Origin of the sequence: Pseudomonas shirazensis, from assembly GCF_050496565.1 — a bacterium.
Taxonomy (GTDB): Bacteria; Pseudomonadota; Gammaproteobacteria; order Pseudomonadales; family Pseudomonadaceae; genus Aquipseudomonas; species Aquipseudomonas shirazensis_A.
Genome location: NZ_JBNWAE010000022.1, coordinates 1 through 22,018 on the forward strand (window position 1 = coordinate 1; position 22,018 = coordinate 22,018).

A 22,018-nucleotide genomic window follows, 5' to 3' on the forward strand; every position below is an offset into this window, starting at 1 on the left:
CTACAGGGATCGCGTTTAGCTGGGGGCGTTGCGTCGCACCTGGGGGCGGTTGTTAGTGTATTCGGGCACCGATAGTCCGTTCGTGTAGGAGCGGCCTTGTGTCGCGAAAGGGTCGCGTAGCGGCCCCAGGATTTTTGCTACATCGCAGAATCGCCGGGCCAGCTACGCTGGCCTTTCGCGACACAAGGCCGCTCCTACGGGGATCGCGTTCAGCTGGGGGCGTTGCGAGGGGCGCGAAGCAGTCCCAATCGGCTGAACCATCGATATACTGCGCGGCTACTGCATACCCTCGGAATACTCTATGCGTCAGGTTTTGCTTGTTGTCGATGTCCAGTCCACGTTTAGCCCGCCAGAGTGGCTGGTAGATGGCGTGCGGGCGTTTTCTGCGCGTATCCCGACCATTGCCTCGGTCGAGCTGCATGACGAGCAGGTGACGCCCTTCGAACGCCAGCTCGGCTGGCACCCTGCGGCGCAGGATGAATGCCTGGTGGAAGTCGATCAGGTGTTCATCAAGCACGGCTACGGGCCCACTGCAGCGATGCTCGACTACCTCAAGCAGATGGACGTCGAGCGCGTACTGGTGTGTGGTCTGCAAACAGAAACCTGCGTACTCGCCGCAGGCTTTGCCCTGTTCGATGCCGGCCTGTCGCCGACGCTGGTCACCGACCTCACCATCGGCTCGTCGCTGGACCGTTCTGGCAAGCTCGGCATCGAGCTGTGGCAGCACCACTTTCGCCAGGTGACTACGCGGGCCGAGGTGCTTGCCGAGTTGTAGGTCGGGGCGAACGGTCAGGGTGTGCCGTTACGCCCATGCGAGCGAAAACCTTGCCGCGTGCTCAACCGCTCGTAGTAAGCGTTGACCGCAGGCAGCTCAGGCTTGGCGTACGGCGTCGACATCCAGCGGTGCACCGACAGGCCAATGGCTATATCTGCCAGCGTAAACACCTCACCGGCGACAAAACCGCCGCTCGCCGCCAGTTGGTGCTCAAGAATGCCCATGTTTTTATCCCACTGCGCGCAACCAGCGCTCAAAGCCTGGGCATCCTGGTGCGCGGGCGACTGGCGCACCAGCGCCATGAACGGGTAGCCCCAGGACTGGTTGAGGTCGGTCGCCTGCCAGTCGATCCACTGGTCGACCCGCGCCCTGGCCTGGGCTTCAGTGGGGTAGAGCGCTGCATCGCCGTAGCGATTGGCCAGGTAGCGGATGATGCTGTTCGATTCCCACAGGGTGAAATCGCCGTCCTGAATCACCGGCACCATCGCATTCGGGTTGAGCGCCAGAAACGCCGGGTCCTGGGTCGACTGAAAGCCAGAGCCCCAGTCTTCACGCTCGAATGGAATGCCAATTTCAGCGCAGGTCCAGAGTACCTTGCGCACGTTGATCGATGCCGCTCTGCCGAGGATACGAAGCATGGTTGCGTCCTTGTCTGTGGGCTGCAGATCGTCGCTTAGGGCCTGAGCGCGGTCAAGCGTGAAAGTGCTCAGCGCAGGCTGGCGAGAACCTCGCGTGCCTTGTCCAACGCCAGTCTGGCGCGGTCATAGGCGCTGACGCCTTGCTCCATCAGTTGCCGGGTGGGGATCTCCAGGCTCAGCGGGATACCGTTCGGCAATGCCTTGAGCAAACCGTGCAGGTCACAATCGCCATCCCCTGGGAAGCGCCGTTCCTGACGAGCCTGGCGCAGGATTTCGGCCATCTCCGCAGGTCGTGGGCCCACCACGTCACACAGCTGGGCGTAGCGCAGGCGCTGTGGCGCAGTGGCGCTGGCGGCAGCCAGTGCTTGCAGCGACGAGCCTGAGCGATCGAAGTGGAAGGCATCGACCAGTACCGCGCCGTTGCTGCGCCCAGCCTGCTCGACGATGTGCCACGCCTCGGTCAGGTTGCGCACATCGGTCCAGGGCATGAACTCCAGATTGACATGGATACCGAAGGGGAGCGCCAACTCGCACAGCGCGGCGAAATTGTCGGCCGTACGCACGGGATCCGGATCGTTGCCGGCAATCAGCAGGTCGCTTGCTTCGAATTCGGCGCCGGCCTCAAGGACGGGCAGAAACGCCTGCACCTGGGTGTCTGGCTTGAGCCGCAGGATCTCGATATCCAGCACCTTGGTGCCGGTGTCGCGCAGGCGCTGCAGGGTCTGGCGCCGTAACTGTGCATCGGCTACCAGCGGGAAGTGGTGCTCTTCAGGGGTTGCAGGCTCCAGGCGCAGGCCGACATGGCTGTAACCGGCGCGCGCTGCAACCTCGACCATGTCTGGCGGGGACAGCTCGAGGACGGTCAGGGCGGCAAGGGAGAATATCTGATCGCTCATGCTTGGCTCTCTAATTGTGTAGCGGCGCTGGGCTGGCGCCGCGCCGGTTAGAATAGAGTTCCAGTTTTAATCAAATCCGGCAGCGAGGACTACTCGAAAAGCGCGCATGGACAATGCTTTCGTTCGATAATCGCCCTGATTAATTCGCCCAACGCTGGCCGCTGATTGACCCTCCTGCGTTGCTGGAATAGTTTTCCAGCAACGGAAAATCCATATGGGCTGACTTATGTAGCCCGGGACCAGGAGACTTTGATGAGCAACGTCGCAAGCACCGCAGAATCACCCTACGCAGGCCTCTTCGATCGCGGCCTTGCGGTGTTGGAACTGCTCGCCAGCAGCGCCGAAGGCAGTTCGCTGACTGACATTTCCGAGCAACTGCAGATCCCCCGCAGCGCCACCCACCGGCTGTTGAGCACTTTGTGCGACACCGGCTACGCCCGGCAGGAGCACGAGCGCGGCACGTATGTGCTGACCTCCAAACTGCAGGCGCTGGCGTTCACTCACCTGGCCGCTGACGGCACGATCGATGCGGTGCAACCGGTGCTCAACCGGCTGGCGGCCGAGGTCGGCGAGCTGGTGCGGCTGTCGGTGGTGGACGAGCAGCGCCTGACCTGGGTTGCCCGTGCGCAAGGCGCACGTTCCGGGCTGCGCTATGACCCAGACATGGGCATGGAGGCCAGGCTTTCCTGTTCAGCCAGTGGCTATGCGTGGCTGGCGAGCATGACCGACAAGCAGGCCCTGGCCCTGATTCTCAGGCAGGGCCTGGGGCAAGTGCAGAATTATGGCCCGAACGCACCGCAGACGGTGGAAGCGCTGCTGACCAATATTCAGGCCGCTCGTGAGCAAGGCTATGCGCTGGCTGTGCAGACCTTTGCCGACTGGATGTCGGCCATCGCGGTGGCATTGCATCATCCGGTCACCCACGAGGTGATCGGCGTAGTCAGTGTTGCCGGGCCGGTCTTTCGTCTTGGCGAGGCACGGCTGCATCAGATCGCGCCGGCGCTGATCGCAGCGGTGGCAGAGATCCAGCAGTTGATACCCGGCTCGCCAGCCCTGATGAGCCCAGGCCTGACCGCTCTGAGCCTCACCCCGGGGGGCCAGGCATGAACATGCGACGTATGGACTGCGACCTGCTGGTGATCGGTTCGGGCGCCTCGGGGCTGGCGGCGGCCGTTACTGCTGCGGCGCAGGGGCTGAAGGTCATTGTGGTGGAGAAACACTCATCCTTTGGCGGCGCCACGGCGTGGTCTGGTGGCTGGTTGTGGGTGCCGGGCAATCCGCTGGCCAAACGCGCCGGTATCCAGGAGGACCCGCAGCAACCCCGTACTTACCTCAAACACCAGCTCGGCGCCCGCTACAACGCCGAGCGGGTGGATGCGTTTCTCGACAATGCGCCGAAGATGGTCGCGTTTTTTGAAGAAAATACCGCGCTGCAGTGGGCCGACGGCAATGGCATCCCGGATATTCACGGGCACTTGCCGGGCGCAGCTACCCAAGGCCATCAGGTGATCGCCGCCCCGTATGACGCGCGCGCCATGGGACCGCTGATCAAGCGCATGCGCAAGACCATGCGCGAGACCTCGTTCATGGGCATGCCGATCATGGCTGGTGCTGACCTGTCAGCGTTCCTCAGCATGACCCGTTCGTTCAAGTCACTGCTGCACGTCAGCAAGCGGATGCTCCGGCACCTGCGCGACATGGCCGTGCATGGCCGGGCCATGCACCTGGTCAATGGCGTGGCGCTGGTGGGCCGGCTGGCCAAGTCAGCCGAAGACCTGGGCGTGACGCTGATCGAATCGGCGCCTGCGCAGCGTTTGCTGCAAGAGCAGGGCAGGGTTACGGGCGCGTTGGTCGATACGCCTGATGGCCCCGCGGAGATTCATGCGCGAGGTGGGGTGGTGCTGGCCGCCGGCGGCTTCCCGAACGATCTACAGCGCCGGCAAGCGCTGTTCCCGCGTACCTCGGCCGCCGAAGATCACCTGGCCCTGCCGCCGGTTCAGTGCAGCGGCGATGGCATCTCGCTGGGCGAGGCGGTTGGCGGCGTGCTCGAACGCGACGTTGCTTCAGCGGCAGCCTGGGCGCCGGTGTCGCTGGTGCGCCATGCCGACGGCAGCAGCGGCCACTTCCCGCATATCATCGACCGGGCCAAGCCAGGAGTGATCGGCGTGCTGTCCAACGGCAAGCGCTTCGTCAACGAGGCTGACGGCTACTACGACTACACCGCCGCCATGGTCGCTGCCGCGCCAGCAGGCGAGGAGGTTGCGTCCTGGCTGATTTGCGATCACCGCTTCCAGCGCCGCTTCGGCCTTGGACATTCGCGGCCGTTCCCGCTGCCGGTGGGGCCGTCGGTGCGCAGCGGCTATCTGCAGCGCTGCGCTACCCTCGAGGGGCTGGCGAAAGCCTGCGGGATCGACCCGGCAGGCTTGCTCGAAACCGTGCGCAGCTTCAATGAACATGCCCGCAAGGGTGAGGACCCGGAGTTTGGCCGTGGGCTTAGTGCCTATAACCGCAAGCAGGGTGACCCTCTAGTGACCGAGGGCAATCCGTGCGTTGCGCCGATCGAGCATGGCCCGTTCTATGCGGTCAAGGTCCGCCCTGGCAGCTTTGGCACCTTTGCCGGGTTGAAAACCAACGGCAACGCGCAGGTGCTGAACAGCGCAGGCGTGGCTATTGCAGGTTTGTATGCAGTGGGCAGCGATATGGCCAGCATCATGGGCGGCATGTATCCGTCAGGCGGGATCAACCTCGGCCCGGCGATGACCTTCGGCTACATCGCAGGTTTGCATGCTGCGCAAGGCAAATGATGGCCGTGGGTGAGACGCGCTGAACCAATTGAGCTACTACTTACTCAATAGGCCATCTACATGATGGGTTTTTGCCATGATTGATTCAGCTGCTTCATTCACCGATTCGCTCCAAGCTGGAGGGGCCTGTGCCAGGCTCCGCTAAGCTGCGCGCCCGCGCCACAGTCATTTGCCTGCGCGAAGGCAATGTGCTGCTGGTGCGCAAGTCGGGAGGGAAATGGAATTTTCCTGGCGGCGCGATCGAACAAGGGGAACTGCCGGTTCAGGCGGCTGCAAGGGAGATGAGCGAGGAGACTGGGCTCGACTGCGAAGCACTGCTGGAGTTATGCACCCTGGAAGAGGGCAGCGTGCTCCATCACATTTTCACCACGCAACTGTTCGAAGGTGCCAAACCCGCACCCGGCAACGAGATTGTCGCCTGCAAATGGGTCAAGCGCGTTGCGCTGAAAAAGACCCAACTAAACCCCAACGCTTCAGCGTTGATGGCCCGTGCGCTGCCTGCCCTGATGGCCTGAATGGCTCAAGCGCAGGCGGTTTCATTGCGCCTGGCACATTCTGCCTGGGCATCTGCGCGCTTGGCATAAGTAGGGCTCAGGCGCAGCTTGGCGACATTGTCATACAAGTCAAAGCCATTGCACGAAGGCGCGGTAAAAAAGCCTACCGCTCTGCGGTAGTGATATTCCTTGACCGGTAAAGCCGAAACCACGACAAAACGTGCGCGCATGCTGAGTGCCTCCGATGGCAATACCAAACTATTAGTCATATTGGTGGTACTAAGCAAGCAGACTAATACTAGGCCGACCGGTGGCAGCCGCGCTGACGCGCACGTGTAGGAGCGGCCTTGTGTCGCGAAAGGCGCGCGCAGCGGGCCCATGATTTGTGCTGCACCGCAATATGTCGGGCCCGCTACGCGCGCCTTTCGCGACACAAGGCCGCTCCTACGGGGACTGCGGCGTCTCAGGGCAGGCGCTGCGGGTATGGTCTATTGTGATGCGATGCATCGCGCGGGGCATCGGTTCATCACCCTACAGTTTTTGAAAACAGGATCACGGCATGCGTTTGGCTGAATTCATCCTCGACAACATCGAACCTATCCTCAAGGAATGGGAAAGCTTCGCCCGGACCCTGACGCCGGCCGCCGATGGCCTGGACTCAGTCGGCCTGCGCGACCATGCCGAGCAGATGCTGCGCACCATTGCAGCCGACTTGAAGACGCCGCAGAGCCATGCCGAGAGGATTCTCAAGTCGCACGGCGAAGGCCCTGTGCTGGACGAGACCACGGCTGCCGAGACCCACGCCGACATTCGTCAGGCGACGGGCTTCACCATTGGCCAGATGATTGCGGAGTACCGCGCCCTGCGTACCAGTGTGCTGGTGCTGTGGATGCCGCCCGCTCACCTCAGCAAAGATCAGGAAATCGGCGACATCATTCGCTTCAACGAAGCCATTGACCAGGCCTTGGCCGAGTCGGTGGTCACCTACACCCACGCCGTGGATGCCGCACGCAATGTGTTCCTCGGCATTCTCGGCCACGACCTGCGCAGCCCGCTCGGGGCCATTGCGCTGAGCTCGGAGGTCATGCTTGGGGAGAGTGATCTGCCGCCCAGAACCATGAAGAACGTGTCACGCATCCACACCAGCGTAAAACGCTCGATCACTATCGTGGGTGATTTGCTCGACTTCACCCGCACCCAGCTCGGCCCGGGCATTCCGGTATCGGTCAGTGATGGCGACTTTGCCCACGCCTGTCGGAGCATGGTCGAGGAAGCCCGCGCCTATCACCCTGATCGGGAGATCATCCTGCAGGCCGCGCCCAGCCTGACCGGCAGCTTTGACCGCGCCCGCTTGGAGCAGGTGATCACCAATCTGATCGGCAATGCCATCGAGCATGGCGAACCAGGCACGGCGGTCACCGTGACGCTCAAAGCTGCAGGCGATCACGCGCTGTTATCGGTGCACAACCAGGGGCCGGCCATTGACGCTGCGGCCAGGGCCAGCCTGTTCAGCCCAATGGTTCGCCATGTACACGACGAAGCCGGCAAATACGGTGCTGGCGCGGGCCTTGGGCTTGGGCTGTACATTGCCTCGGCCATCGTCAGCGCCCATCAGGGCAGCATCGAGGTCGAGTCGACTGCCGGCAAAGGCACCACCTTCAACGTGCGTATCCCGCTGCAGGTGGCAGCGGTTGCTCAAAAGTCGTAGCGGCCAGTGACGCCAAGCGTGCGCGGCGTGCCCAACACCCCGGTGTAGGCACCGTTCGGTGAGTTCCACAAGGTTGTGTAGTAGGTCTTGTTGCCCGCATTGCGCAACCACAGCGACAGGTCCCATTGGCCGTCGCCGAGGTCGCCGCGCACACCTGCCGAGAGATTGACCAGCGCATAACTGGGCAACTGCGCAAAGCGCGAGTCATCTACCGTGCCGACCGCGTGCGAGCGGAATGCGTAGCTGGCGTTGACGTAAGGCCGCACCATTCCTGCCTGCCATTCATAGCCGCCGTTGGCATTGAAGATCCACTTCGAGGCGCCGACCACCGCATGCCCGCTCAGATCACAGGAGGCCGGTGCGCCTGGCTGCAAGGCGACCTCAGCCGGGCAGGGCGCGTCAGCGTAGTCGCGATAGCGCACGTCGTTCCACGAGCCGTTGAGGTTCAAGGTCAGCCCGCGGATCGGCAGCAACGTCGACTCAAGCTCCAGCCCGCGGCTACGCACGGCCCCGGCATTGGTCAGGTAGCTGGTGAGGTTGGCGTCGTCATAGGCGTTGGTCTGGTAGCCATGCACCTCGGTCCAGAACAGGTTGGCATTGAGCAGCAGGCGCTGATCGAACAGGCTGCTCTTGAGACCAAGCTCGGCATCGTTGGCGCGTTCGCTGCCAATCAACAGTGAGTCGGCGCCGGCCACCGGCGCGCTGGCAACGCTGAGGTTGACTCCGCCGGACTTCTCGCCGTGGGACAACGATGCGTAGCCCATCACCTGATCATTGAAATGGTAGGCGAGGCTGACCAGCGCCGAGGGGCTGAAACTGTACAGGCCAAGGTCGCCCGAGTCGTACGCACCCAGCCGCGCCGCACGCACGTTGGCAGCAGCGCCACTGACCGGCGCGCCGCCGCTGGGCGCAATACGGCTGACCCGCGCCTGCTTGACCTCATAGGTGCCGCGCAGGCCGGCGCTCAGGTCCAGGCGTGGCGTCAGGTGCCAGGTGCCCTGGGCGAACAGGGCGAAGCTGTCGGTATCGATGCGGCCTTTACCCAGGCTGTAGACATCGTTCAAGGCGCCTTGAGGCGTGCCGTTCCAGGTGTCGGCGAGCGGGCCGTAGTCGGTGAACACTTCATTGCGCATTTCCTGGCGCATGTAGTAAGCCCCGGCCACATAGTCGAACAGCTCCCCACGCGGCGAGGCCAGGCGCAGCTCCTGCGAATACTGGCGGTCGCGCGCCGACTGGCCGACATTGCGCATCACCGGCACGTTCAGCTCGTCATCGTTGCGCGGGGTGAAGTCCCACCAGCGCCAGGCCGTGATCGAGGTCAGGGTGTAATCACCCGGCAGGGTCCAGCTGGCTTCCAGTGAGCTGCCACCCTGAAATACGCGCACGTTCTGTTCGGCATCCAGATTGACCCGACGGCCCTCGACCAACGTTGCGCCCACGGCTGCGGCGCGCTGCTGATAGCGGTTGACGCCGTTGATGGTCGGCCCGGTGCTGAACAGCGACCGGGTGCCGGCGCTGGAGTCCTCTTCGTTGTAATCGGCGATCCAGCGCAGGTTGAAGCTGTCGTTGGGTTCGAACAGCAATTGCCCGCGCAGGCCCTGGCGGGTGCCGCCACCCAGGGTTTCACCATTGAACTGGTTATCGACGTAGCCATTTTCCTCGGTGCGGTAGGCCGAGAGGCGTCCTGCCAAAGTACTGCTCAATGGCCCGCCGAGGCTGGCGTGTGTCTGCTGATAGCCGTCCTCGCCGATTGATGTGGCGACGCTGCCCTCGGAGCTGAAGGTCGGCCGCCGGGTGCTGATATTGAGCACTCCGGCGGTGGTGTTCTTGCCAAACAAGGTGCCTTGCGGGCCGCGCAGCAGTTCCAGTTGCTCGATGTCGAGCAGGTCGAACACGGCCATGCCTGGTCGGCCGAGATAGACGTTGTCCAGGTAAATGCCGGCGCTGCCCTCGAGGCCGTCGCTGGCCGGGTTGTTGCCCAGGCCGCGAATCGACAGGCTCGACTGACGGGCATGCATGAACGCGACGTTGACGCTGGGCATGGCTTGTTGCAGGTCTTGCAGCCGGTACAACCGCTGGTTCTCCAGAGTCTGCGCCGACAACACCGACATCGCTGTGGGTACGCTTTGCGCATCTTCCTCGCGGCGCCGGGCATTGACGGTAACGGTTTGCAGGGTCGCGTCGTCGGCGTGCGCCGACGCTGCCAGCGGCTCTGCGGCATGGCCTGGGCTGCACGCCAGCGCGAACAGGCCGGGGATAACACGGGGCCAGACGCACGCGCGGCGCTGATGAGAAAAACGCAGGTTCATCGGTAACTCCAGTGATGAGGCACCTCTCGCTGCGCGTGGTTTGCGTAAGCGTGATCGTAAGGGTTGAGTGGTATTGGCTCAGTCGCGCAGCCAGGGAATATCGGCAGCCTGATAGCGATGGGCGCGGAAGATCGCGTTGTTTTCACCGGGCAGGTACGCACGCGAGGCGGCGTCCGGGTAGGCGGCAAAGTGCGGGTTGATGTATTCCCACACCACTTCGCCGGCGCGGGTTACCTCGAACAGGCGACCGAAGTTGGCTTCGGTGATCAAGGTATTGCCGTTATGCAGGCGTTGGGCACCGCCCATGAACGGCGTGAAGAAGGCATAGCCTGGGCTGTCGGCGTACTGCCACTCGATGCGCTGGGTATGCGGGTCGACTTCGATGACCCGCGAGTGCGGCATCGACACGTGTGGCCGCGAGATGCCGTTGTCGAAGATCAGGATGCGCCCGTCCTCAAGTTCACTAGGGCAGTGCTGCTGGGCGACCACATCGTGACCCAGGCGCCAAAGCACGCGGTCGCTGGCCTTGTCCACGGCAATCACCGCCGACACGCTGCGCAGGCTGAGAATGACCTTGCCATCGCGGCCCGGGGTTACGGCGTTGGTCATCGGCCAGTGATAGCGCTCGAAGCAGGCGTGCAGCGGGTAGTCCTCCGGCGCCAGGTGCTCCCAGCTGCGCCATTGCCATACCAGCGTGCCGCTGCGGTCGACCTCCTTGACCACATCGCCGTAGATCACCCCGCCTGCGGCTTCGCTGCCGGGGATACCGCCCTGAATGCGCTGCGCGAACGCGGTCGGCAGTGGCTCGACGGTGGTGTAGAGCAGGTTGCCATTGGCCAGCCATTGGGCATCGTGGTGGTGCGCCAGGTCGGTGTATTCCCAGACCACCTCGCCATCCGGGGTAACCTCGCTGAAGGCACCGCCATGCCAGACCGACCAGCCGCCGAACAGCTCTGCCGAGTCAGGGTGGTTGCCGTTGTAGCCCAGGTTGCCATTGGCCAGGATCACCGCATCGCGGCCGGGCCGCTGCGGCAGTTTCCAGTGGTGCACCTGCTCACCGCGCAGGTTGATCAGGTACACGTTGCCGTCGGCGGTCTGCGGCGCAAACAGGGTGTAGCCGCCAGCCGAACGTTCGGCGTCGACGCCGATCAGGCCGGTGGCATGGCGACGCAAGGTAGTGCGGTCGAGTGCGGGCATGGCTTTTCTCCAGATGAGCGCAGCCCTGCCGACGAGTGCGGCATGGGCGCGCGGGGTTCAGGTCACGGGCGGTGGGGCAACAGCGCGTTGTAACGGTCGTCGAAGGCCTCTGCGACCTTGATCGGGCGGGGCAGCAAGCGTGCCTCGGTGAAGCAGTCGGCCAGACGTTGCTGCAGGTCGATCACCCGCGGGTCCAGCGCCACGTAGTGCAACTGCTGGCTGGCGAGCATCTCTTGCAGCAAAGGCAACGGCAGGCGGGTGACTGTGGCCAGTTGCGTGGCCCAGGCGTCGGGATGCGCGGTGGCCCAGTCCTGCGCGCGCGCCAGGCGCTGGATGAAGTCGCCAAGCGGCTCGGCCTTGACCGGGTCTTGCAGCGCCGCGAGGCTGGCGACGGTGAAGTTGAGGCCGGTTTCTGGCCATTGGCTGCCGTCGAGCAGCTTGCGTGCACCGCGCGAGGTGGCCTGGCCGACAAATGGATACCACACCGCCCAGGCATCCAGCTTGCCACTGGCGAAGGCGTTTTGCGCATCGACCGGGCTGGCGTAGATCAGCTTGACGTCGCTGCTGCGCAGTCCGGCCTGGGCAAGCGCTGCCAGCAGCAGATAGTGACCGCTGGTGCCCTTGGCCACGGCAATCCGTTTGCCCTTGAGCTCGGCGACCTGGCTAATCGACGAGTTGCCCTGAACCAGCAGGGCGTTGTTGTTCTGCGCGCCTTCGGCAGCGGCTACCACCCGCACATCAAAGCCGCCGGCCTGGGCGAAGACCGGCGGAGCATTGCCGACTACGCCGACATCGACTGCCGCAGCGTTCAGGGCTTCGAGCAATGCAGTGCCGGCCGCAAAAGGATGCCAGTCGAGGCGATAAGGCAGCCCTTGATCCTCACCCGCTGCCGCCAGCAGGGCCTGGGTCAAGCCGCTCTGGTCACCCACCTCCAGTTCGGCCACCGACGCTGCCTGAGCGGGCAGGGCGGCGAACAGCAGGCTGGTCAGCAACAGCTGTGCCAGGGGGCGCGCAAGGTACTTGGCAGGCAACGATTTTGTCGGCATCGTCTGGGCTCTTGAATTGGAAAGTGCGCTCAGTATGTCCACGCGGCCTCGTCCCCACCATGTCAAACACCCCTCGTTTTCTGCCATGGCGGCGCCGCGAACGGTACTGGTGCTGGCCTTCCCCGGCGCCTTGCTGCTCAACGCCGCCGGGCCGTTGGAGGTGTTCGCCGCCGCGCCGCGGGTACTTGCTGGCGAGTTGGCAAGTAACCCGCCGTATCGGGTGGTGTTGGCCTCGCCCGCAGGGGGCGAGGTCGAGACGATTTCCGGTATTGGGGTCATGACCCGCTCATTGCAGGAGGTCGAGGCCGAGGCAGTACTGGACACGCTGATCGTGATTGGCGGGCCGGGGGTGGCGGCGCTGGAAAGTGACACCGAGGTGATTGCCTGGTTGCAACGGCGCGCGCCAAGTGCGCGGCGCGTCTGCTCGATTGGCAGCGGCGCGTTTGCCCTGGCCGCTGCCGGCCTGCTCGACGGGCGGCGGGTGGTCACCCACTGGCAGTTTGCCGAGAGCCTGCAGCGCAGTTACCCGACATTGACCGTTGAGCACGACGGGCTTTACCTGCACGACGGCGCGCTGTGGACCTGTGGTGGCGCCAGTGCCGGGATCGATCTGGGGCTGGCGTTGCTCGAGGAGGACCTCGGCCCCCATGCTGCGCTGGCCCTGGCTCGCTACTTCACGCTGTTTTTGCGCCGCTCGGCCGAGCAGGCCCAGCTCAGTGCCCCACTGAAGGCGCAGAGCGACGCCCTGCGCAGCGACCGTGATCAGCGCCTGGTACGCCTGCATGCCTGGATTGCCGAAAACCTCAACAGTGATCTGCGCGTCGAGCGCCTGGCCGAGAAGTTCGGTATGAGCCCGCGCCACTTTGCCCGCGCCTACACCGCAGCTACCGGCGGCACCCCGGCACAGACGGTCGAGACCTTGCGCCTCGAGGCAGCCTGCCGCTTGCTCGAAACCAGCCAGGAGCCAATCAAGCGGATTGCCGAAACCACCGGCTTCGGCAATGAAGAGCGCATGCGCCGCAGCTTCCAGCGCCAGCTGGGCGTGAGCCCGTTGGCCTATCGCTCACGCTCGCGGCTCAACTCGGCGGCGCAGGACGCGCCAGCGGCAGGGCAGACCGGGTATCGCCATGCTCCCCGGCTGGCGATTGCCATGGACCACTTGGCGCAATAACCAGCGGCTATTTGCAGTTGCCTGCCTTGCGGTACCCGGCAGCCTGCGCCTGCGCTTCGGAGTCGAATGTCACCTGGTTCTTGCTGGCGACCTGGCTGTAGCTCGGGCAGCCGCTGGGCAGGTGATAGACATGGCTGTTGCGGTTGCCGATGATCGTGCCGGTGTTGGCACTGGCCAGCGACGGTTGTGGAGCAGGACGCGCTGTTTTTGCCGGGATACTGCTGACCACGCCATCGGCCACCGGCTTGTAGCCCGGCGTCCAGCTGCGGGCGCCGGTCACGAAAGGGTTGGAATGGCCCATCACAGCGCTGATGCGCCGGTCGCGCTCCTTCTCCCAGGCCGTCACCGGGTGCTGCTTGTCCCAGGCCATCAGCAGCTGTTGCTGTTGCCGCGACATGTTCAGGTTGTAGCGATCGAACATGTAGAAGGTGGTGCGTGCGACCAGGCCCTTGACCTCATCACGCGGCTCGGCAGCGCGCTGGTTGAAGTCGACGCGGGTCTGGCACTGGCCATATTGCGGGCCGACGCTTGCGGCCATGCCGTAATTGAAGTTGCTGCGGTCGCCATTCACTTCACCCACGGCCGGGTAGAGGTTGAACAGGTCGGCTTCCATGGCCTTGAACACCGGATCGTCGTTGGCGCAGTTTTCCCGGCCGCCGTTCTTCCAGCACTGGCGCTGGTGGCCGAAAGTCCAGGCCGGGACGATGTGCTCCCATTCGGTACGCTCGGCGCGGCTTTGTTGCTTGCGCGTCTGGTAGCCGCACGACGCCGGGTCGATACGGCCGCCGGACTTGCCGACCCAGGTCCATTTGCAGCCACAGTACAGCTCGCCCATGGCGCTGCTGGCCTGGTCCAGATAGATCTTCTGTTTGGCGACGACTTTGGCTTCGGTGAAGGTGGCAGGCGGTGTGGCGAAGGCGGGGTAAATGACCGCGAGGCTCAGCCCGAGGACATACAGCAGTTTTTTCATGGTCAGGCTTAGTCAGGCTTATCAGGTTGGGGGCGCGCATTATACGCACGAAACCTGTCTATCTTGCCTACATCAGGGCAGGCTTATGCTTACAGCCAAGCACCCTTTGGCCATGCAGGGGTGCTGGCTTGCAGCCATGTTTATCCAAGGTCCTGGCCCGCCAGCACGCGCGCCGCCAGGTAGCCAAAGGTCATGCCTGGGCCGAGGGTGATGCCGCCGCTGGGGTAATAGCCGCGCATGATGCTGTTCATGTCATTGCCCACCGCGAACAGCCCAGGGATCGGCGTTTGCTGTTGGTCGAGCACGCGGGCCTGGGCATCGGTGACCAGCCCGGTGAACGTACCAAGGCTGCCCGGTACCAGTTTGACCGCGTAGAACGGCCCCTGCCGGACACTGCCCAATGACGGGTTGGGGCCGTGCAAGGGTTCACCCTGGGCCCGGTTGTAGGCTGACTCGCCACGTTGAAACAGCGGGTCCCGGCCCTGGTCTGCATGCTGATTGAAGCGGGCCACGGTCGCGTGCAATTGCTCGGCATCGATCCCGCACTGGCCGGCCAGTGCCGCCAATGTGGGCGCCTTGTGCAGGTAGCCCTGGCGCACGTAGGGGGTGGTCGGAAACGGCCATGGCTTTGACCAACCGAGGCCATAGCGGCGCTGCGCGCGGTGGTCACAGATCAACCAGGCCACCGGGCTTTCATTCGGCGCGGTGGCGGCAAACAGCGCGCACATGAAGTCGTGGTAGGAGTCGGCCTCATTGACGAAGCGTTGGCCGTTTTGCCGCACCGCGATAAAGCCCGGCTTGGCCCGTTCCATAAGGTGGGCGAAGCCGCTGAAGCCGCCATCGGCACGCGGTACCCGCGACACCGGTGCCCAGGCAGCGCCATGGGCCATGTCGGCGCTCACCTGCGCACCGACGCTTTCACCCAGGCGCAGGCCGTCACCGCTGTTGCCCTTGGGGGCAGCGCTCAAGTGCTCGCTGCCGTCGGCACAGTGAGCGAGCAACTGGGCGCTGCGTTGGCGATCGTGGGGGAAGCCGCCGCATGCCAGCACGACCCCGCGCCTGGCGTGTACCTGGATACGTCGCCCGCCGTGCTCGACGGTTGCGCCGAGCACGCGCTGGCCGTCGCTGAGCAAGGCGCGGACGGGGGTTTGCGCAAGTAGCTGCACATCGCGCTGGAGGGCGCTTTTGAGCAGCCGTGCGACCAGCGCGTTGCCGTTGACCAGGTGCATGCCGCGGCCATGCCGAAGCAAGTCTCGGGCATGGCGCAATACGCGCATGCCGGCGTAGCGCAGTGAGCGCCAGCGGTGTCTGGCATTGAGCAAATGATTCAAGTCAGCGCCGCCGGCAATGCCCATGCCGGCCGGGCTGATCAGGTCGAGCGGGCGCCGCAGCGTGTTGATCCACGGCCCCAGCTCGCGGCCGTCATAGGGTTCGGCGCAGACCGAGCGGCCGCCTTGGGCATGGCCCGGGCTGGCGTGAAAATCAGGCATCGTGCTGCCGCAGAAAAACTTCACTTCGGTGTGCTGCTGGAAGAACCCGACCATCTCCGGGCCGTGGCGCAAGTACGCCTCCAGGCGCGTATCGAGCTGATCACAATGCAGTTCGTTGCGCAGGTAAATCCGCGCCTGCTCGATGTCGGCGGCCCCGCCATCAGCGCCTGCCAGCGGGTTGCCGGGGACCCACAGCCAGCCCCCGGACCAGGCGCTGGTGCCACCGAAGACCGGCTCCTTCTCGACCACGATGACCTCAAGGCCGAGCTCGGCAGCGGTGACGGCTGCAGCCAGGCCCGAGGCGCCAGAGCCGATCACCAGCACGTCGCATTGCAGGGTTTGGCTGGCCGACAGGGCAGCAGTGTTCGACGGCAAAGCGCTCAAGGCAGCCTCCGTTGTAATGGCTTGAAGAAGCGGCTGCGCCGAGTGGGCGCGAGCCTTGGTAACCTGCGCGGTTATTGCAGCGGCGAGAAATCGGTCGGGCGCAGCAGGCGCGACTCCAGCGTGACTACCGCATCGAGCGCTTTGTTCTGGCGGGCAAACTCCAGCCAGCGCGGGTCGGCGGCCATGGCGGCGCGGCGGGCGGTGCGCTCATCCAGGCTGGTGTAGGCCCACAGGTGTACCACTTGGTTGACCTCGCCAATTTCGGTGGTGAAAAAACCGAGAAGATTGCCCAGGTGCTCTTGCTGTACTTCCAACGCAGCGCTTTTGTACAGCGCCAGCCAGTCAGCCAGCTTGGTTGGTTTCAGGGTGTAGGTGCGTAGTTCATAGAACATGCTGCTCTCCAGAGTGCTGTGTTGAATGGGTTGAGTTGGCGCTATTCAGGCGGCCGGCGATGTCTTTGGCTGCCAGGTAGGCAAAGGTCAGGGCAGGGCCGAGGGTGATGCCCGGCCCTGGATAGGTGCCGGCCACGATCGAGTTCATTTCGTTGCCGGCTGCATATAGCCCGGGGATCGGTGCGCCCTGTGCATTGAGCACATTGGCCTGGCCGTTGGTGACCAGCCCGCGCGCCGAACCGAGGTCACCGGTGTGCAGGCGAATGGCGTAGTAGGGCGGCTTGTTCAGCGGCCTCAGGCAAGGGTTGGGCGTGTGCAACGGGTCGCCCATGTAGCGGTTGTAGGGATTGCTGCCCTTGCCGAACTGGCGGTCGACGCCTGCCGCGGCGTCGTTGTTGAAGCGCTGTACGGTCTGCGCCAAATTGCCAGGGTCGATCGCCAGCTGGGCGGCCAGCTCGGCCAGACTATCGGCCCGCAGCAAGTAACCGGCTGCGATCAATGCGCTGTTGTCGACCGGCCGCGGTCGCGCCAGACCCAGGCCGTAGGTGTTCAGCGCCTCGCCGTCACAGACCAGCCAGCAGGGCGCATTGGCGCCGCCGTTGGCAAACATCGCCTCGACAAAACTGTGATAGGAGTCGGCTTCGTTGACGAAGCGCTGGCCGTCTTGATTGACGGCAATCACCCCAGGCTTTGCGCGGTCGGTGACCAAATGCGGAAAGCGCTCCTCGCTACCGTCGGCCTTGCGCAGCCGCGAGACCGGCGCCCAGAAGAAGTTGGCTGTCAGTTGCTCGCCCAGCGCTGCCTGCACTGATGCCGCCAGGCGCTGGCCATCGCCGACATTGGCTGGCGGAGACATGCTCAAGTGCGGCGCAGCGCTGGCTGGGCGCCACTCGCCGGCGTGTTCACCGGCGGCAAAACCGCCCATGGCCAGCAGCACCCCGCCACGGGAGCGCACTGCACGCTCCTCGCCGCACCACTGGATGCGCACGCCGCTGACCATACCGTCCTCGACGATCAACCCCTGCGCCGAGGCCTCGAGCCACAGCTCGACGCCATTGGCAAATGCCGTGGTGGCCAGCCGCGCGATCAGCGCATTACCGACCGTCAGGCGGGTGCCGCGCGGGTGACTGAGACGGTCCAGGCCATAACGCGCGAGCAGCTTCAGGCAATGGCCGAGCGAACGCAGTGAGCGCTTGCAGCTGAGAAAGTGCTGGATATCGACCCGATTGACCATCATCCCGCCAAACAGCAGCATGCCGTCCGGTGGTTGCTTCAGGTGTTTGAACTGCGCGCCCAGGCGGCGTCCGTCGTACTCGTCGATCTCCAGCGCCCGCCCGCTCAGGGTCGCGCCGGGCAAGTCCGGGTAATAATCCGGCGACAACGGCCGCAGGCTGTATTTGAGCTCGCTGTTTTGCTGCAGGAAACGCAGCGCCTCACGGCCATGTTCGATAAAGGCGTCGACCAGTTCGGGCTGATAGTTGGCGCCGATGACCTGCTGCAGATACAGGCGCATCTGCTCGGCCGGCAACTGCAGCCCGGCGGCCCGCGCCTGGTCGGTGTCATGCAGCCAGACCGCACCGCCGGAAATCGCCGAGGTACCGCCGAAGCGGTCGGTTTTTTCCACCAGCAGCACGTTCAAGCCAAGGCTGCTAGCACTGACCGCAGCGGCGAAACCGGCAGCACCGCTGCCGAGCACGATCAGGTCATAATTGTTGTTGTTCATATCTGTCACCTGATTGACCCTGCGGGTCAGATATCCAGCGGGGTCACGCCCATGAAGTGGCCAAGATTGCCCAACTGCGCCAGCGCCATTTCCGGGCCGGTCTGGATGGCGCAGCCCATGCCCCGGGCAAACGACAGGAACGGCGTGAACGCCGGCGCCGTGACCACGTCGGCGACCAGGGTGGTGTCGCGCAGGGTCTGCATCAGCGCGACTGGCAGTGGCATCGGCCCGTCGCCAGCAGCGCCCATGCCCACCGGCGAGGCGTTGACCACCAGGTCGAATTCGGCCAGCGAAGCGGGGCTGGCGCTTATGGCGATATGCGGGAAGGAGGTGCGCAGCAGCTCAGCCAGCGCTTCGACACGCTGGCCTTCGAGGTCGCTGATGGCCAACCTGGTCAGTCCGGCCTGGCACAGCGAATAGGCGATGGCGCTGCCAACGCCACCAGTGCCGATCACCAGTGCATTTTTATCGCGCGGATCGAAGCCCTGCTTGCGCGCGGCATTGAGAAAGCCCTCGCCATCGACGATGTCGCCGAGCAAGCGGCCATCGGCTTCACGACGAATCACATTGACCGTACCCAGCGCCTGGGAGCGTTCGCTGAGGCCGTCCAGGCGGCTGGCCAGCTGCTGCTTGTAGGGCACGGTCACCACGCACCCACGCAGATTGTGCCAGCCGCGCAGCATAGTCACGAAGCCGTCGAGGGCCGTGTGCTGCAGGTCGATGGCGAGCATGGCGGTGTCCTGACCTTGCTCGGCGAACCAGCGATTGAAGTTTTCCGGTGACTTCACCTGGGCAATCGGTGAGCCGACGATGGCGACCAGTTGGGTCGATCCCTTGATCATATGCAGCACTCGCTGGTTGGCTTTGTTGTGAGCCGATAGTGCGAGTTGCGGCTTGCAGCGACAATCAAGGTGAATGCCAGATTGGTTGATAATCGCGCTGCTGATGCGATAATCGCACTCATCTCCCAAATGAGCGCAGGCGTGATGAAGCAGCCCACTATCCACTCGCGCGATCTGATCGTCGGGCTGCAAAAAGGCCTGGCGTTGATGCAGTTGTTTTCCCAGGACCACCCGCGTTTGAGCGTGCCCGAAGCGGCGCGGCTCGCCGACATGACCCATAGCGCGGCCAGGCGCTTCCTGCTGACCCTGGTGCATGACGACTACGCGCAAACCGATGGCCGCTATTACTGGCTGACTGCCAAAGCCCTGCGCATCGGCCAGGCTTACGTCGATTCGGCGGTTTTGCCGCGCATGCTGCGGCCGATCGTCGAGCAGGTCGCGCGAACCACTCAGGAGCATGTTTCGGTCGGGGTGCGTGATGGCGACGACATCGTGCACATCGTGCGCAGCCGCTACAGCCACATCGCGTCGCTGTCGATTCGCCCCGGTTCGCGGGTGCCGATGTACTGCACCGGCAGCGGTCGGCTATGGCTGGCGAGCCTCGATGAAGAAGCGCTGGCAGGCTATTTTGCGCGTAACCCGTTGCGCGCGATTACCCCGTATACCTTGATCGACGAGACACAGGTGCGCGCTCAGATCAACCTGGCACGCGAGCGCGGGTATGTGTTGCTGGATCAGGAATACGAGGTGGGGATGCGCGTGCTGAGCGTGCCGCTGATCGATCGGGAAGGGCAGTTGCAGGCGGTCTTGACCATCACTACCCATGCCTCGCGAATGACCACCGAGCAGATGCGCGAACGCTACTTGTCGGCGTTGTATGAAGGGCAGGCGTTGTTGCGGCCGATCATGACCTTGTAGCTGAGGGTGGTTCGCCGCCAGCGCCTGAGCGCTTGCGGCGAACGTTTGTGTCAGTCAGCCTGTTCCTGGCGCAGTCGCGCCAGCAGCGCCTCTGCCGTCGCTTGCGACGATGCCGGGTTCTGGCCGGTGATCAGGTTGCCGTCCTCGACCACGTAGCTGGCCCAGTCGGCGGCTTTGGAGTAGTTGCCGCCTTTGGCCTTGAGCATGTCCTCGACCAGAAACGGTACCACCTTGGTCAGGCCGACAGCTTCTTCCTCGGAGTTGGTGAAGCCGGTCACGCGTTTGCCCTGGACGACCGGGCTGCCATCGGCGGCGTTGACGTTTTTCAGCACGCCTGGGGCATGGCACACCGCAGCTACCGGTTTGTTCGAGGCGTAGAAGGCCTCGATCAGGGTTTTTGAATCGAGGTCCTCGGCCAGGTCCCACAGTGGGCCGTGACCGCCTGGGTAGAACACCGCATCGAAGTCGTACGGGTCGATCTCGCCCAGCGGCAGGGTGTCGGCGAGTAGCGCTTGCGCTTTGCTGTCAGCGGCGAAGCGGCAGGTGGCTTCGGTTTGTGCGTCGGGCTCATCGCTTTTCGGGTCCAGTGGCGGCTGGCCGCCTTTGGGCGAGGCGAGGGTGACCTCGGCCTGGGCGTCGATGAAGGTGTAATAAGGGGCGGCGAACTCTTCCAACCAGAAGCCGGTTTTCTTGCCGGTGTCACCGAGTTGGTCGTGGGATGTCAGGACCATCAGAATCTTCATGTGAGGCTGTCCTCCAAAGCTGGATGTTTGGGTGCGTTTATTTCAGAGGCTTTGTTGGCGGATATGTTCAGCCCGTTGTTGTGCGCTTATCTGTTTTCTTTGGTGGGTTTGCCCCGGGAGGACCGCGCTGCGCAAGCCCTGCGCGAGGCCTCCCGAGGTCGCTGGTAGATCAACATCATCAGAAGCTGGCCTTGACCTGCAATCCCACCACCAGCGCATTATCAATGTCAGCCCCGGAAAACGCGCCAGGCTCGATGATGTACTGCACATCCGGCCGCAGATTCAGCCAGGGCGTGGCCTGATATCCATAACTCAGCTCGATCAACTGCTCAGCACTGTCGATATTCGGGAACTCCCGATCACTGCCAGCAGCTGCATCCTCCAGCACATCCCGACTACGCGGGTTCGGCACCGCTCGGCCATAGCCCAGCGACAAGGTGTCCCGCGGGCGGCCTGCAAACGGCTGGTACAGCACCACGCCCGTGCCATACCACTTGGTAAACGGCGAGGCCGCCTTGCTCGACGCCGAGTATTGACCAAACGCATGCAGGCTACGGCCCGCCAGCCCTGGGTCATTCCATACCGCCTGATCGATCAGCAGGTAGTGCCCACCACGGCCAGCCACTTCGTCATCACTGCCAATGCGTTTGACGTTTGAGCTGTCGTAGTAATAGCCAAGCTTGTACTCACCCGGCAATTCGCCCTGCAGCTTGTACACCAGCTCTACCGGCACCACCGTGCCTGTGGTGTGCTTGGGCCCCAGCTTCCAGGCACGGCTGGAATTGCCGTTGCTCTCGGGGTCAACGTTGAACGCCGCCACGCGCACTTGCCAGGCTGGCGTCAGGTCATATTTGACCCGCGCACCGAGCCGCGCATTGGGGTAGTTGGTCCAGCCGCTGCCGCCGGACATGTTCAGCGGATGCCCGCAGAAACCGGCGTTCATGAAGTTGCACAGGATGCCGCTGTCGAGGCCGCCGAGGTCGTTGCCCATGGCCATGTAGCCGAGCTTGATGTTCAGCGCCGGGGTGAAGTTGCGCTCGTAGCTGAACTCGGTCAGGCGTGTGTACAGGCCGCCGAAGTTTTCCTGGATCGGCAGGCGGTTGCCTACCAGTTCCTCCGAGGCGCTGTGGCCGCGGCGGTCGTTGATGCTCAGTTGGACCTTGCCGGCGTTGTCCAGCCCGTACAAGCGCGACAAGTCGAACTGCACACCCAGCTTGATGTTCTGCGAATAGCGCGCCGAGCGGTGCAGGCCGCCGTCGGCGTTGTAGGCGGTCTCGCCGCTGTAGTCGGCGCTGAACTTGACGCCATCGTCTTCAAGCTGATGGCGCAGACCGCCCCAGTCACCACTGAGGGTATTGCGCTGGAGCAGATCTGCTTCGGCCATGGCGCCGTTGCTGGCAAGTACCAGCAGCAGGCTGGCGGTGATGCGGGTAGGGGTATAACGGAACACGGAGGACATTGCGCAGCTTTCCTGGGAATCGCGGGGTGGTGATAAATAGCGCCGCTGAAAGCATGAGG

The 22,018-nt window shown here is 64.0% G+C and carries 20 protein-coding genes; 7 read left to right on the top strand and 13 right to left on the bottom strand.

Going from position 1 to position 22,018, the window contains the following annotated elements:
* The first annotated feature begins 301 nt into the window (after nucleotides 1-301).
* Nucleotides 302-775 carry an isochorismatase family protein gene (locus ACQZ2L_RS23080; RefSeq protein ID WP_430328010.1) on the top strand — a complete coding sequence of 158 codons (474 nt, stop codon included), beginning with the start codon at nucleotides 302-304 and terminating at the stop codon, nucleotides 773-775.
* A 14-nt stretch (nucleotides 776-789) separates the two neighbouring features.
* Here ACQZ2L_RS23080 and ACQZ2L_RS23085 read toward each other — a convergent pair whose 3' ends face one another.
* Nucleotides 790-1,413, bottom strand: a complete 624-nt coding sequence (locus tag ACQZ2L_RS23085) for a glutathione S-transferase family protein (protein WP_430328011.1) — start codon at nucleotides 1,411-1,413, stop codon at nucleotides 790-792.
* Between the two features lie 68 nt (nucleotides 1,414-1,481).
* A complete protein-coding gene (locus tag ACQZ2L_RS23090; RefSeq protein ID WP_430328012.1) occupies nucleotides 1,482-2,309 on the bottom strand; it encodes a sugar phosphate isomerase/epimerase family protein in 828 nt (275 codons plus the stop codon).
* 252 nt (nucleotides 2,310-2,561) lie between these two features.
* Here ACQZ2L_RS23090 and ACQZ2L_RS23095 point away from each other — a divergent pair, with 252 nt between their 5' ends.
* The 3 genes from ACQZ2L_RS23095 to ACQZ2L_RS23105 all read left to right on the top strand — a co-directional run bounded on the left by ACQZ2L_RS23095 (nucleotide 2,562) and on the right by ACQZ2L_RS23105 (nucleotide 5,628).
* Nucleotides 2,562-3,416, top strand: coding sequence for an IclR family transcriptional regulator (locus ACQZ2L_RS23095; protein ID WP_312389138.1), 855 nt, complete (start codon nucleotides 2,562-2,564; stop codon nucleotides 3,414-3,416).
* On the top strand, nucleotides 3,413-5,113 hold the full coding sequence (locus ACQZ2L_RS23100) for an FAD-dependent oxidoreductase (RefSeq protein WP_430328014.1): 1,701 nt from the start codon (nucleotides 3,413-3,415) through the stop codon (nucleotides 5,111-5,113). The genes ACQZ2L_RS23095 and ACQZ2L_RS23100 overlap by 4 nt, the downstream gene beginning before the upstream one ends.
* Before the next feature lie 128 nt (nucleotides 5,114-5,241).
* Entirely contained in the window at nucleotides 5,242-5,628 is a 387-nt protein-coding gene (locus tag ACQZ2L_RS23105) for an NUDIX hydrolase (protein ID WP_314872403.1), read from the top strand.
* Nucleotides 5,629-5,633: 5 nt separating this feature from the next.
* Here ACQZ2L_RS23105 and ACQZ2L_RS23110 read toward each other — a convergent pair whose 3' ends face one another.
* Nucleotides 5,634-5,837 carry a hypothetical protein gene (locus ACQZ2L_RS23110; RefSeq protein ID WP_430328015.1) on the bottom strand — a complete coding sequence of 68 codons (204 nt, stop codon included), beginning with the start codon at nucleotides 5,835-5,837 and terminating at the stop codon, nucleotides 5,634-5,636.
* A 329-nt stretch (nucleotides 5,838-6,166) separates the two neighbouring features.
* On the opposite strand from ACQZ2L_RS23110, the gene ACQZ2L_RS23115 reads away from it, so the two are divergent.
* A complete protein-coding gene (locus ACQZ2L_RS23115) occupies nucleotides 6,167-7,315 on the top strand; it encodes an ATP-binding protein (RefSeq protein ID WP_430328016.1) in 1,149 nt (382 codons plus the stop codon).
* Here the strand turns inward: ACQZ2L_RS23115 and ACQZ2L_RS23120 are convergent.
* The 3 genes from ACQZ2L_RS23120 to ACQZ2L_RS23130 form a co-directional block, all read right to left on the bottom strand.
* Nucleotides 7,303-9,624, bottom strand: a complete 2,322-nt coding sequence (locus tag ACQZ2L_RS23120; RefSeq protein WP_430328017.1) for a TonB-dependent receptor — start codon at nucleotides 9,622-9,624, stop codon at nucleotides 7,303-7,305. The two genes, ACQZ2L_RS23115 and ACQZ2L_RS23120, sit on opposite strands and share 13 nt — an antisense overlap.
* 78 nt (nucleotides 9,625-9,702) lie before the next feature.
* Nucleotides 9,703-10,821: an aryl-sulfate sulfotransferase gene (locus ACQZ2L_RS23125; protein WP_430328018.1), complete on the bottom strand. Its 1,119-nt coding sequence runs from the start codon at nucleotides 10,819-10,821 to the stop codon at nucleotides 9,703-9,705.
* Nucleotides 10,822-10,883: 62 nt separating this feature from the next.
* Nucleotides 10,884-11,867, bottom strand: coding sequence for an aliphatic sulfonate ABC transporter substrate-binding protein (locus ACQZ2L_RS23130; protein WP_430328019.1), 984 nt, complete (start codon nucleotides 11,865-11,867; stop codon nucleotides 10,884-10,886).
* Between the two features lie 85 nt (nucleotides 11,868-11,952).
* Between ACQZ2L_RS23130 and ACQZ2L_RS23135 the strand changes: the two genes are divergently transcribed.
* Nucleotides 11,953-13,038: a GlxA family transcriptional regulator gene (locus ACQZ2L_RS23135; RefSeq protein WP_430328020.1), complete on the top strand. Its 1,086-nt coding sequence runs from the start codon at nucleotides 11,953-11,955 to the stop codon at nucleotides 13,036-13,038.
* Between the two features lie 7 nt (nucleotides 13,039-13,045).
* Here the strand turns inward: ACQZ2L_RS23135 and ACQZ2L_RS23140 are convergent, their stop codons facing one another.
* The 5 genes from ACQZ2L_RS23140 to ACQZ2L_RS23160 all read right to left on the bottom strand — a co-directional run bounded on the left by ACQZ2L_RS23140 (nucleotide 13,046) and on the right by ACQZ2L_RS23160 (nucleotide 18,839).
* Entirely contained in the window at nucleotides 13,046-14,008 is a 963-nt protein-coding gene (locus tag ACQZ2L_RS23140) for an endonuclease (protein ID WP_430328021.1), read from the bottom strand.
* Nucleotides 14,009-14,148: 140 nt separating this feature from the next.
* Nucleotides 14,149-15,882 (bottom strand): FAD-dependent oxidoreductase, encoded by a 1,734-nt coding sequence (locus tag ACQZ2L_RS23145; protein ID WP_430328022.1) that lies wholly within the window; start codon nucleotides 15,880-15,882, stop codon nucleotides 14,149-14,151.
* 71 nt (nucleotides 15,883-15,953) lie between these two features.
* Nucleotides 15,954-16,274: an NIPSNAP family protein gene (locus tag ACQZ2L_RS23150; protein ID WP_430328023.1), complete on the bottom strand. Its 321-nt coding sequence runs from the start codon at nucleotides 16,272-16,274 to the stop codon at nucleotides 15,954-15,956.
* On the bottom strand, nucleotides 16,264-17,997 hold the full coding sequence (locus ACQZ2L_RS23155) for an FAD-dependent oxidoreductase (RefSeq protein ID WP_430328024.1): 1,734 nt from the start codon (nucleotides 17,995-17,997) through the stop codon (nucleotides 16,264-16,266). Before ACQZ2L_RS23155 ends, ACQZ2L_RS23150 begins: the two co-directional genes overlap by 11 nt.
* Before the next feature lie 26 nt (nucleotides 17,998-18,023).
* A complete protein-coding gene (locus tag ACQZ2L_RS23160; protein WP_430328025.1) occupies nucleotides 18,024-18,839 on the bottom strand; it encodes a shikimate dehydrogenase family protein in 816 nt (271 codons plus the stop codon).
* Between the two features lie 144 nt (nucleotides 18,840-18,983).
* Here ACQZ2L_RS23160 and ACQZ2L_RS23165 point away from each other — a divergent pair, with 144 nt between their 5' ends.
* The gene (locus ACQZ2L_RS23165) at nucleotides 18,984-19,757 is read left to right on the top strand and encodes an IclR family transcriptional regulator domain-containing protein (protein ID WP_430328026.1); all 774 of its coding nucleotides are present in this window, start codon (nucleotides 18,984-18,986) and stop codon (nucleotides 19,755-19,757) included.
* A gap of 50 nt (nucleotides 19,758-19,807) precedes the next feature.
* On the opposite strand, the gene ACQZ2L_RS23170 is transcribed toward ACQZ2L_RS23165, so the two are convergent.
* Nucleotides 19,808-20,500 (bottom strand): type 1 glutamine amidotransferase domain-containing protein, encoded by a 693-nt coding sequence (locus ACQZ2L_RS23170; protein WP_430328027.1) that lies wholly within the window; start codon nucleotides 20,498-20,500, stop codon nucleotides 19,808-19,810.
* 178 nt (nucleotides 20,501-20,678) lie between these two features.
* Nucleotides 20,679-21,959: a carbohydrate porin gene (locus tag ACQZ2L_RS23175; RefSeq protein WP_430328028.1), complete on the bottom strand. Its 1,281-nt coding sequence runs from the start codon at nucleotides 21,957-21,959 to the stop codon at nucleotides 20,679-20,681.
* Nucleotides 21,960-22,018 lie beyond the last annotated feature (59 nt).

What these genes read in the sequence shown, in the direction of transcription:
- ACQZ2L_RS23165 (WP_430328026.1), top strand. Translation starts at nt 18,984, where the DNA reads ATGAAGCAGCCCACTATCCACTCGCGCGATCTGATCGTCGGGCTGCAA.
- ACQZ2L_RS23080 (WP_430328010.1), top strand. Translation starts at nt 302, where the DNA reads ATGCGTCAGGTTTTGCTTGTTGTCGATGTCCAGTCCACGTTTAGCCCG.
- ACQZ2L_RS23125 (WP_430328018.1), bottom strand. Translation starts at nt 10,821, where the DNA reads ATGCCCGCACTCGACCGCACTACCTTGCGTCGCCATGCCACCGGCCTG.
- ACQZ2L_RS23140 (WP_430328021.1), bottom strand. Translation starts at nt 14,008, where the DNA reads ATGAAAAAACTGCTGTATGTCCTCGGGCTGAGCCTCGCGGTCATTTAC.
- ACQZ2L_RS23100 (WP_430328014.1), top strand. Translation starts at nt 3,413, where the DNA reads ATGAACATGCGACGTATGGACTGCGACCTGCTGGTGATCGGTTCGGGC.
- ACQZ2L_RS23160 (WP_430328025.1), bottom strand. Translation starts at nt 18,839, where the DNA reads ATGATCAAGGGATCGACCCAACTGGTCGCCATCGTCGGCTCACCGATT.
- ACQZ2L_RS23115 (WP_430328016.1), top strand. Translation starts at nt 6,167, where the DNA reads ATGCGTTTGGCTGAATTCATCCTCGACAACATCGAACCTATCCTCAAG.
- ACQZ2L_RS23175 (WP_430328028.1), bottom strand. Translation starts at nt 21,959, where the DNA reads ATGTCCTCCGTGTTCCGTTATACCCCTACCCGCATCACCGCCAGCCTG.
- ACQZ2L_RS23150 (WP_430328023.1), bottom strand. Translation starts at nt 16,274, where the DNA reads ATGTTCTATGAACTACGCACCTACACCCTGAAACCAACCAAGCTGGCT.
- ACQZ2L_RS23120 (WP_430328017.1), bottom strand. Translation starts at nt 9,624, where the DNA reads ATGAACCTGCGTTTTTCTCATCAGCGCCGCGCGTGCGTCTGGCCCCGT.
- ACQZ2L_RS23110 (WP_430328015.1), bottom strand. Translation starts at nt 5,837, where the DNA reads ATGCGCGCACGTTTTGTCGTGGTTTCGGCTTTACCGGTCAAGGAATAT.
- ACQZ2L_RS23085 (WP_430328011.1), bottom strand. Translation starts at nt 1,413, where the DNA reads ATGCTTCGTATCCTCGGCAGAGCGGCATCGATCAACGTGCGCAAGGTA.
- ACQZ2L_RS23170 (WP_430328027.1), bottom strand. Translation starts at nt 20,500, where the DNA reads ATGAAGATTCTGATGGTCCTGACATCCCACGACCAACTCGGTGACACC.
- ACQZ2L_RS23155 (WP_430328024.1), bottom strand. Translation starts at nt 17,997, where the DNA reads ATGAACAACAACAATTATGACCTGATCGTGCTCGGCAGCGGTGCTGCC.
- ACQZ2L_RS23090 (WP_430328012.1), bottom strand. Translation starts at nt 2,309, where the DNA reads ATGAGCGATCAGATATTCTCCCTTGCCGCCCTGACCGTCCTCGAGCTG.
- ACQZ2L_RS23135 (WP_430328020.1), top strand. Translation starts at nt 11,953, where the DNA reads ATGGCGGCGCCGCGAACGGTACTGGTGCTGGCCTTCCCCGGCGCCTTG.
- ACQZ2L_RS23130 (WP_430328019.1), bottom strand. Translation starts at nt 11,867, where the DNA reads ATGCCGACAAAATCGTTGCCTGCCAAGTACCTTGCGCGCCCCCTGGCA.
- ACQZ2L_RS23095 (WP_312389138.1), top strand. Translation starts at nt 2,562, where the DNA reads ATGAGCAACGTCGCAAGCACCGCAGAATCACCCTACGCAGGCCTCTTC.